This window comes from Kitasatospora sp. NPDC059571 (assembly GCF_042735675.1).
Lineage (GTDB): Bacteria > Actinomycetota > Actinomycetes > Streptomycetales > Streptomycetaceae > Kitasatospora.
The window spans coordinates 1-7504 of sequence record NZ_JBHWBW010000254.1 but is presented as its reverse complement, the minus strand read 5'-3'; the positions used below and the strand labels follow the sequence as shown (position 1 = coordinate 7504).

The 7504-nt window shown below is 74.2% G+C and carries 8 protein-coding genes; all 8 read right to left on the bottom strand.

All coding sequences use genetic code 11. The features are described from left to right. On the bottom strand, positions 1-978 hold a 978-nt coding region (locus tag ACFV0G_RS24735), incomplete at its 3' end, for a hypothetical protein (RefSeq protein WP_380551891.1). Positions 979-1067: 89 nt separating this feature from the next. Beyond that, on the bottom strand, positions 1068-1667 hold the full coding sequence (locus ACFV0G_RS24730) for a hypothetical protein (protein WP_380551888.1): 600 nt from the start codon (positions 1665-1667) through the stop codon (positions 1068-1070). Positions 1668-1749: 82 nt separating this feature from the next. After that, complete coding sequence (locus ACFV0G_RS24725) at positions 1750-3054, bottom strand: glutamate-5-semialdehyde dehydrogenase (RefSeq protein ID WP_380551885.1); 1305 nt, start codon at positions 3052-3054, stop codon at positions 1750-1752. A gap of 109 nt (positions 3055-3163) precedes the next feature. Next, positions 3164-3664, bottom strand: a complete 501-nt coding sequence (locus ACFV0G_RS24720; protein ID WP_380551882.1) for a hypothetical protein — start codon at positions 3662-3664, stop codon at positions 3164-3166. A 72-nt stretch (positions 3665-3736) separates the two neighbouring features. Next, positions 3737-4873, bottom strand: a complete 1137-nt coding sequence (gene proB / locus ACFV0G_RS24715; protein ID WP_380551879.1) for a glutamate 5-kinase — start codon at positions 4871-4873, stop codon at positions 3737-3739. 274 nt (positions 4874-5147) lie between these two features. Then, positions 5148-6620 carry a GTPase ObgE gene (gene obgE / locus ACFV0G_RS24710; RefSeq protein WP_380551876.1) on the bottom strand — a complete coding sequence of 491 codons (1473 nt, stop codon included), beginning with the start codon at positions 6618-6620 and terminating at the stop codon, positions 5148-5150. Positions 6621-6730: 110 nt separating this feature from the next. Then, the gene (gene rpmA / locus ACFV0G_RS24705; protein WP_030906548.1) at positions 6731-6988 is read right to left on the bottom strand and encodes a 50S ribosomal protein L27; all 258 of its coding nucleotides are present in this window, start codon (positions 6986-6988) and stop codon (positions 6731-6733) included. 12 nt (positions 6989-7000) lie between these two features. Beyond that, positions 7001-7318, bottom strand: a complete 318-nt coding sequence (rplU, locus tag ACFV0G_RS24700) for a 50S ribosomal protein L21 (protein WP_380551873.1) — start codon at positions 7316-7318, stop codon at positions 7001-7003. Between the last annotated feature and the right edge of the window lie 186 nt (positions 7319-7504).

Genomic DNA, 7504 nt, shown 5'->3' with positions numbered 1-7504 from the left:
CGGCGCCCACCCCCCACCCCCCGCCCCATGGGCGGGGCGCACCCCGGCTGTCGGCGCCCCCCCCGGGTCCGGCCGGGCCTGGCCCCCGGCGTCGACCAGGCGCAGCCGGCCCACGCTCAGGTCGCCGCGGTCGAAGGCGAAGCGCAGCTCCCGCCGGACGGAGAACAGGCTCACCGGCGCCTCGGCGGTGCCCGCGGCCCGTACCGCGTAGACGAAGGTGTGGTCGGTGGCCACCTGCAGGGTGCTCGCGTCGGCCTCGCCGACCTGCACCGCACCGGCCGACATCACGGTGTCGGTGGCCAGCGCCACCCGGCCCGGGTCCAGCCGCACCAGCCAGCCGGTCGCGGCGTGGTGCTGGTCGTCGCGGGGGCTGTTCACGCTCTCGTCGTACTGCGCCTGCTCGCCGGCGGTCACCAGGTCGCGCACCTCGGCGCTGTCGCCCTGCGCCACCGTGGCCGGGTTGAGCGCGGACGCGGTCAGATAGGTGCGGACGACGGCCAGGGCGCGGGCGACCTCCGTGCGGGTGAAGTGCGCGGTGGCGCTGCCCGCCGGTATCCCGAGGCCCGCGGTGCCCTCCGCGTAGCCGCCGGCCAGCCCGGCGAACGGGTGCTGCGGATCGGCGACGGCCGCCACCGGGGCGGACGGGCTGAGCGCGACCGCGTTGGACGTCAGCTGGTTGCCGCTCGGGGGCGCGGCCTGCCGGTGCGGTGAGCTGATCCCGAAGTAGACGGCGGCGGCGAAGGCCAGCACGACCACCAGCAGCAGGGCGACCGCCTGCCGGGGCAGGCTCCCGAACGGGCCGAGGCCGATCCGCGGCCGGGTCGCCCGGTAGCCGCCGCCGAGCCGCTCCCGTGCGGACAGCTCCTGGATCCGGGCAGCCCGGACGAACGATTCGTCGAAGACGACGGACCTGAACTCGTCGTCGTTGCCGGAACCACCGTCGGGCGCACCCTCCGGAGGCTCGCGCGGGTCACCCATAGAACCAGCGTAGAGCCGGGCGGCCCGGGCATCGAGTGCCGGTCGACAGATTCCGCGGGACGGCCCGGGACGGCGTCATCCGGACCCGCTCAGCTGCTCGGCACGGCCACCGGCGCGGGCAGCGGCGACGACGGGGGCAGCAGGCCCGCTCCGCTGCTGGTGCCGACCTCCGGCCGGCGCGGCGAGCCCGCCCCGCCGCCGGCGCCCCGGTAGACCGCCGCGACCGCCACCGCGGCCACGCCGACCACCATCACCACCGCCAGCACCCAGGCCACCGGCCGGTGCCAGCGCTGCTGGGCGACCGTGCGCCCGTCCGCGTACCGCAGCGGGTCCCAGCGCACCGTCCGGCCCCAGCGCGCCCGGCGGCGGGCCCGGTCGGTGCCGGACCACGGATCCGGGAAGTGCCGGTCGTCGTCCAGACCGCGCGGGTGCGGGCGCAGCTCCAGCGGCAGCGCGTCGCCGGTGCCGGCCATCTCCGGGCCGGTCAGGTCGTAGGGCCGGCCCTGGCCCGCACTCTCCGGCTCGAACCGGGTCTCGGCCGCGGCGAGCTGCCGCTCCAAGGCGCTCGGCTCGTGCACGGCAGCGGACCGGACGAAAGCCTCGTCGAGCACCACGGTGGCGAACTCGTCGTCCGCACCACCGTGGTCGGCGCCGTCGGGGTACGGCGAGCCCCCCACATCCTCAGCCACGGGATTCAGCGTATTACCGGGCGGCCCTTTTGTCTGGGCCTCCCGGCAGTTGCTCCGTCACCGGGGGCGGGGCGGTGCTCGTTCAGCCGCCGACGGTCTGCGTCGCCTCGCCCCGGACATGGCCGTCACCAGTGACGATGTACTTGGTCGAGGTCAGCTCCGGCAGGCCCATCGGGCCGCGGGCGTGCAGCTTCTGGGTGGAGATCCCGATCTCCGCACCGAAGCCGAACTCACCCCCGTCGGTGAACCGGGTCGAGGCGTTGACCGCCACGGTGGTCGAGTCCACCAGCTGGGTGAAGCGGCGGGCCGCCGCCTGCGAGGTGGTGACGATCGCCTCGGTGTGCCCGGAGGACCAGCGGCGGATGTGCGCCACGGCGGCGTCCAGCGAGGGCACCACGGCGGCCGCGATGTCGTACGACAGGTACTCCGCCCCCCAGTCCTCGTCGGTGGCCGGGACGGCCGTCGCGGCGGTGCCCTCGGCGGCCTTCAGCACCGCGTCGTCGCCGTGCACCGTCACCCCGGCGGCGGCCAGCGCCTCCAGGGCGAGCGGCAGGAAGGCGTCGGCGACGTCCTGGTGGACGAGCAGGGTCTCGGCGGAGTTGCAGACGCTGACCCGCTGCGCCTTGGAGTTCAGCAGGATGCCGACCGCCATCGCCAGGTCGGTCTGCGCGTCGACGTAGACGTGGCAGTTGCCGGTGCCGGTCTCGATCACCGGGACGGTGGAGCCCTCGACCACGGTGCGGATCAGCGATGCACCGCCGCGCGGGATCAGCACGTCAACCAGGCCGCGGGCGCGCATCAGCTCCTGCACCGACTCGCGGCTCTCGCCCGGCACCAGCTGGACGGCGTCGGCGGGCAGCCCGGCCGAGGCGACCGCGTCGCGCAGGACGGCGACCAGGGCGGTGTTGGAGCGGTAGGCGGAGGCGGAGCCGCGCAGCAGGACGGCGTTGCCGGACTTCAGGCAGAGCGCGGCGGCGTCCACGGTGACGTTGGGGCGGGCCTCGTAGATGATGCCGACCACGCCGAGCGGCACCCGGACCTGCCGGACGTCGAGGCCGTTGGGCAGGGTGTAGCCGCGGACCACCTCGCCGACCGGGTCGGGCAGGCCGACCACCGAGCGCACGTCGGCGGCGATCGCGGCGATCCGGTCCTCGGTGAGGCTGAGCCGGTCCACCACGGACTCGGCGGTGCCGGCCGCGCGGGCGCGCGCCACGTCCTCGGCGTTGGCGGCGGTGATCTCGGCGCTGCGGGCCACCAGCGCGTCGGCGATCGCCAGCAGCGCCGCGTCCTTGGCGCTGCGCGGGACCGGTGCGAGCGCGGCGGCCGCCTCCCGGGCACGGCGCGCGGCGGCGAGGACGGGGCTGTCGGTGGTGGCGTGGTCGCTCATGCCAGAAGGGTAGCGACTCGGACACCCCCGACCGGCCGGTATTTCGCCCGGTGAGACACCCTCCCGGCCGGGCGGCACCGGGCGCCCGGGCTGCGGGCGGCCGCGCTGCTCAGTACGGGTGGACGCCGCCGGGCTGTGCGGGCGGGGCCCCGAAGCCCTCGGCGACCCGGTGGTGGTAGGTGGCCCGGTCGACCACCTCCAGGCCGACGATCTCCCACGGCGGTAAGTTCGCCGAGGCCTTGTGCTCGCCCCACAGCCGCAGCGCGATCGCCGCGGCGTCGTGCAGGTCGCGGGCCTGCTCCCAGTACCGGATCTCGGCGTGGTCCTCGGCGTAGCGCGCGGTCAGGAAGAACGAGTGGTCGTGGGCGAGCCGCTCCAGGCCGGCCCGCAGGTCGGCGAGCGGGGTGGCCCGGCCGGCCACCGAGAGCACCACGTGCCAGAGCCTGGCCTGGTCCTCGGGGTCCTCCGCGCCGCCGGCCCGCTGCCGCAGGTCGCGCACGCCCTCGGCGGGCTCACCGGCGGGCCGCTCGGCGGCCCGGCCGCCGGTGATGCTGGTGAACCGCCGCCCCGCCGTATCGTGGGGAAGCGTCCCCGGGCGCCTGCTTGCCATCGGCGGCCTCCTGTTCGGCGAAGTCGTGGTGCCGGCGCCGGCCGCCCCGCCGGCACCCTCGCGGCAGCCCCCTCAGCCGCGCAGGACGACCAGGTCGTCCCGGTGGACGACCTCGCGCTCGTACGCGGCACCGAGCTCCTGGGCCAGCTCCCGCGTGGACCGGCCGAGCAGACGGGGCAGCTCCCTCGCATCAAAGTTGACCAGTCCGCGGGCCACGATGTGGCCGTTTTCACCAAGAAGGTCGACCGGATCACCCGCGGTGAAGTCGCCCTCGACCTTGGTGACACCGGCCGGGAGCAGGGACTTCCCGCCGTGCACCACCGCGTCCACGGCGCCTGCGTCGAGGTGGAGCGCACCGCGCGGGGTGGAGGCGTGCTCCAGCCACAGGAGCCGGTCCGCGGACCGGCTGCCGGTGCGCTGGAAGAGCGTGCCGGTGGGCCGGCCCGCCAGGGCGTCGGCGGCCTGGCTGGCGGCGGTGAGCACCACCGGGATGCCGGCGCCGGTGGCGATCCGGGCGGCCTCGACCTTGGTCACCATGCCGCCGGTGCCGACGCCGGCCTTGCCGGCGCTGCCGATCTCGATCCCGGCCAGGTCGTGCGGGCCGCGGACGGTCTCGATCCGGCTGGTGCCGGGGCGGCTCGGGTCGCCGTCGTACAGGCCGTCGACGTCGGAGAGCAGCACCAGCAGGTCGGCCCGGACGAGGTGGGCGACCAGGGCGGCCAGCCGGTCGTTGTCGCCGAACTTGATTTCGGCGGTGGCGACGGTGTCGTTCTCGTTGACGACCGGCATCGCGCCCATCGCCAGCAGCTGGTCGAGGGTGCGGTAGGCATTGCGGTAGTGCGAGCGGCGGCTGGCGTCCTCGGCGGTGAGCAGTACCTGGCCGACCCGGATGCCGTAGCGGGCGAAGGAGGCGGTGTAGCGCGCCACCAGCAGGCCCTGCCCGACGCTGGCGGCGGCCTGCTGGCGGGCCAGGTCCTTGGGGCGCTTCTCCAGGCCGAGCGGGGAGAGCCCGGCGGCGATGGCGCCGGAGGAGACCAGCACCACGTCCGGGGCGTCGGGGCGGGCACGCAGCTTGGCCAGCGCGTCGACCAGGGCGTCGACCCGGTCGGCGTCGAGGCCGCCGGCCGCGGTGGTGAGCGAGGAGGATCCGACCTTGACGACGATCCGCCGGGCGGCGAGGACGTCCTGCCGCAGTGTCTGACCCGTCATCAGTGTCCTCCGGTCGTGCTGGATCGAGCCCGCTGCTCGGACCGCAATCTACGCGATCCGGGTGGCGGGCCCGCCGGGATATCAGCTGGCGGACGGTACCGCGGGCACCGGGTGCGCCTGCTCCCGGCCCTTGCGCGAACGGGTGAAGAGGATCGTCACCCGGCGGACCTCGCGCCGCCCGGCATGCTCTCCGGCCCCACGGCTGCCCCTCCCCCTCGAGGTTGGTCGGGGGGGAGGGGGCCTGCGGGCGTGCCCGCCGGTGCGCACCGGGACATCAGTCCTCGTCGTCGCCCTCCAGGGCGGCCCGGCCGGAGGAGAGCGCCTCGAAGGCCAGGTACTCCTCCTCGGCGGCGTCCCGGCCGCGCTGGCGCTCGCGGCGGCGGTCGACCGCCGGGCGCTGGGTCTCGAAGCGGTGGTCCTCGCCGCGGCGGCCGAGCATCTCGGCGCCGGCGGCCATGGTCGGCTCCCAGTCGAAGACGACCGCGTTCTCCTCGGGACCGATGATGACCGTGTCGCCCTCGTGGGCGCCGATCTTCCACAGCTCCTGCTCGATGCCGAGGCGGGCGAGCCGGTCGGCGAGGTAGCCCACCGCCTCGTCGTTGGCGAAGTCGGTCTGCCGGACCCAGCGCTCGGGCTTGTTGCCGCGGATGCGGTAGGCGCCGTCCTCCTCGGTGATGGTGAAGCCGGCGTCGTCCACCGCCTGCGGACGCAGCACGATCCGGGTGGACTCCTGGACCGGCTTGGCGGCCCGGGCCTCGGAGACGATCTGCGCCAGCGCGAAGCTGAGCTCGCGCAGGCCCTTGTGCGCGAGCGCGGAGACCTCGAAGACGCGGTAGCCGCGCTCCTCCAGGGAGGCGCGGGTGAGGTCGGCGATGTCCTGGCCGTCCGGGACGTCCACCTTGTTCAGCGCGACCAGCCGCGGCCGCTCCTCCAGGCCGCCGTACTGGGCGAGTTCGGCCTCGATGGTCTCCAGGTCGGTGAGCGGGTCGCGGCCCGGCTCCAGGGTGGCGCAGTCGAGCACGTGCACCAGCACCTCGCAGCGCTCCACGTGCCGCAGGAACTCCAGGCCCAGGCCCTTGCCCTGGCTGGCGCCCGGGATCAGGCCGGGGACGTCGGCGATGGTGTAGACGGTCTCGCCGGCGGTGACCACGCCGAGGTTGGGGATGAGCGTGGTGAAGGGGTAGTCCGCGATCTTCGGCTTGGCGGCGGAGAGCACCGAGATCAGCGAGGACTTGCCGGCGCTCGGGTAGCCGACCAGGGCCACGTCGGCGACGGACTTGAGCTCCATCACGATGTCGCGGGCCTCGCCGGGCTCGCCGAGCAGCGCGAAGCCGGGGGCCTTGCGGCGGGCCGAGGCCAGCGCCGAGTTGCCGAGGCCGCCGCGGCCGCCGGCGGCGGCGACGAAGCTGGTGCCGTGGCCGACGAGGTCGGCCAGCACGTTGCCCTGCTTGTCGAGCACCACGGTGCCGTCCGGCACCGGCAGGACGAGGTCCTGGCCGTCGGCGCCGGTGCGGTGGCCGCCGGCGCCGGGCTTGCCGTTGGTGGCCTTGCGCTTGGGCGAGTGGTGGTACTCCAGCAGGGTGGTGACCTGGGAGTCCACGGTGAGGATGACGCTGCCGCCCTCACCGCCGTTGCCGCCGTCCGGTCCGCCGAGCGGCTTGAACTTCTCCCGGTGCACGGAGGCGCAGCCGTGGCCCCCGTTACCCGCGGCGACGTACAGCTCGACGCGGTCCACGAAGGTGGTCATGGGGTGTGCCTCCAGTGCGAAGAAAAAAGTGTGTCCTGCGGTAAAGCATGAAGGGTGGACCGGAACATTCCGGCCCACCCTTCACGGAGAGTCCTGACGTGGAGTCAGACTCAGGCCTCGACGGCCACGATGTTGACGACCTTGCGGCCGCGACGGTTGCCGAACTCCACGGCACCGGCGGTCAGCGCGAAGAGGGTGTCGTCGCCGCCACGGCCGACGTTGGCGCCCGGGTGGAAGTGGGTGCCACGCTGGCGGACGATGATCTCGCCGGCGCTGACGACCTGGCCGCCGAAGCGCTTCACGCCGAGGCGCTGGGCGTTCGAGTCACGGCCGTTGCGGGTAGAGCTTGCGCCCTTCTTGTGTGCCATCTCGCTATCCCCTTACTTGCTGACGGAGTCGATGCTCGTGATGCGCACCGCGGTGTACTTCTGGCGGTGACCCTGACGACGGCGGTAACCCGTCTTGTTCTTGTAGCGGAGGATGACGATCTTGTCGCCCTTGGTCTCCTCGACGACCTCGGCGTGCGCCTTCACGCCACCGAGCACCCACGGGTCGGAGGTGACGGCGTCACCGTCGACGACCAGGATGGTCGACAGCTCGACCGAGTCACCCGGCTTGGCGTCGATACGGTCAATCTCCAGCACGTCGCCGACGGCGACCTTGTGCTGGCGGCCGCCTGCGCGAACGATCGCGTACATGCGGTACCTGCTTTCTGTACTCGGTCGGAGCTCGCCGATGCCAGCCACTGGGTATGGACACAGCGGCCTCCCCCGGGCCGGCGGACCGGATCCGGGAGGTGAGGTGCTCGGGAGCATGGCGTCAAGACGCCGAGGGTCAAGAATACGGACCGGTCACCACATGGGCAAACCGGGCCCTACCGGAGC

What these genes read in the sequence shown, in the direction of transcription:
- ACFV0G_RS24725 (WP_380551885.1), bottom strand. Translation starts at nt 3,054, where the DNA reads ATGAGCGACCACGCCACCACCGACAGCCCCGTCCTCGCCGCCGCGCGC.
- ACFV0G_RS24720 (WP_380551882.1), bottom strand. Translation starts at nt 3,664, where the DNA reads ATGGCAAGCAGGCGCCCGGGGACGCTTCCCCACGATACGGCGGGGCGG.
- proB (WP_380551879.1), bottom strand. Translation starts at nt 4,873, where the DNA reads ATGACGGGTCAGACACTGCGGCAGGACGTCCTCGCCGCCCGGCGGATC.
- obgE (WP_380551876.1), bottom strand. Translation starts at nt 6,620, where the DNA reads ATGACCACCTTCGTGGACCGCGTCGAGCTGTACGTCGCCGCGGGTAAC.
- rpmA (WP_030906548.1), bottom strand. Translation starts at nt 6,988, where the DNA reads ATGGCACACAAGAAGGGCGCAAGCTCTACCCGCAACGGCCGTGACTCG.
- rplU (WP_380551873.1), bottom strand. Translation starts at nt 7,318, where the DNA reads ATGTACGCGATCGTTCGCGCAGGCGGCCGCCAGCACAAGGTCGCCGTC.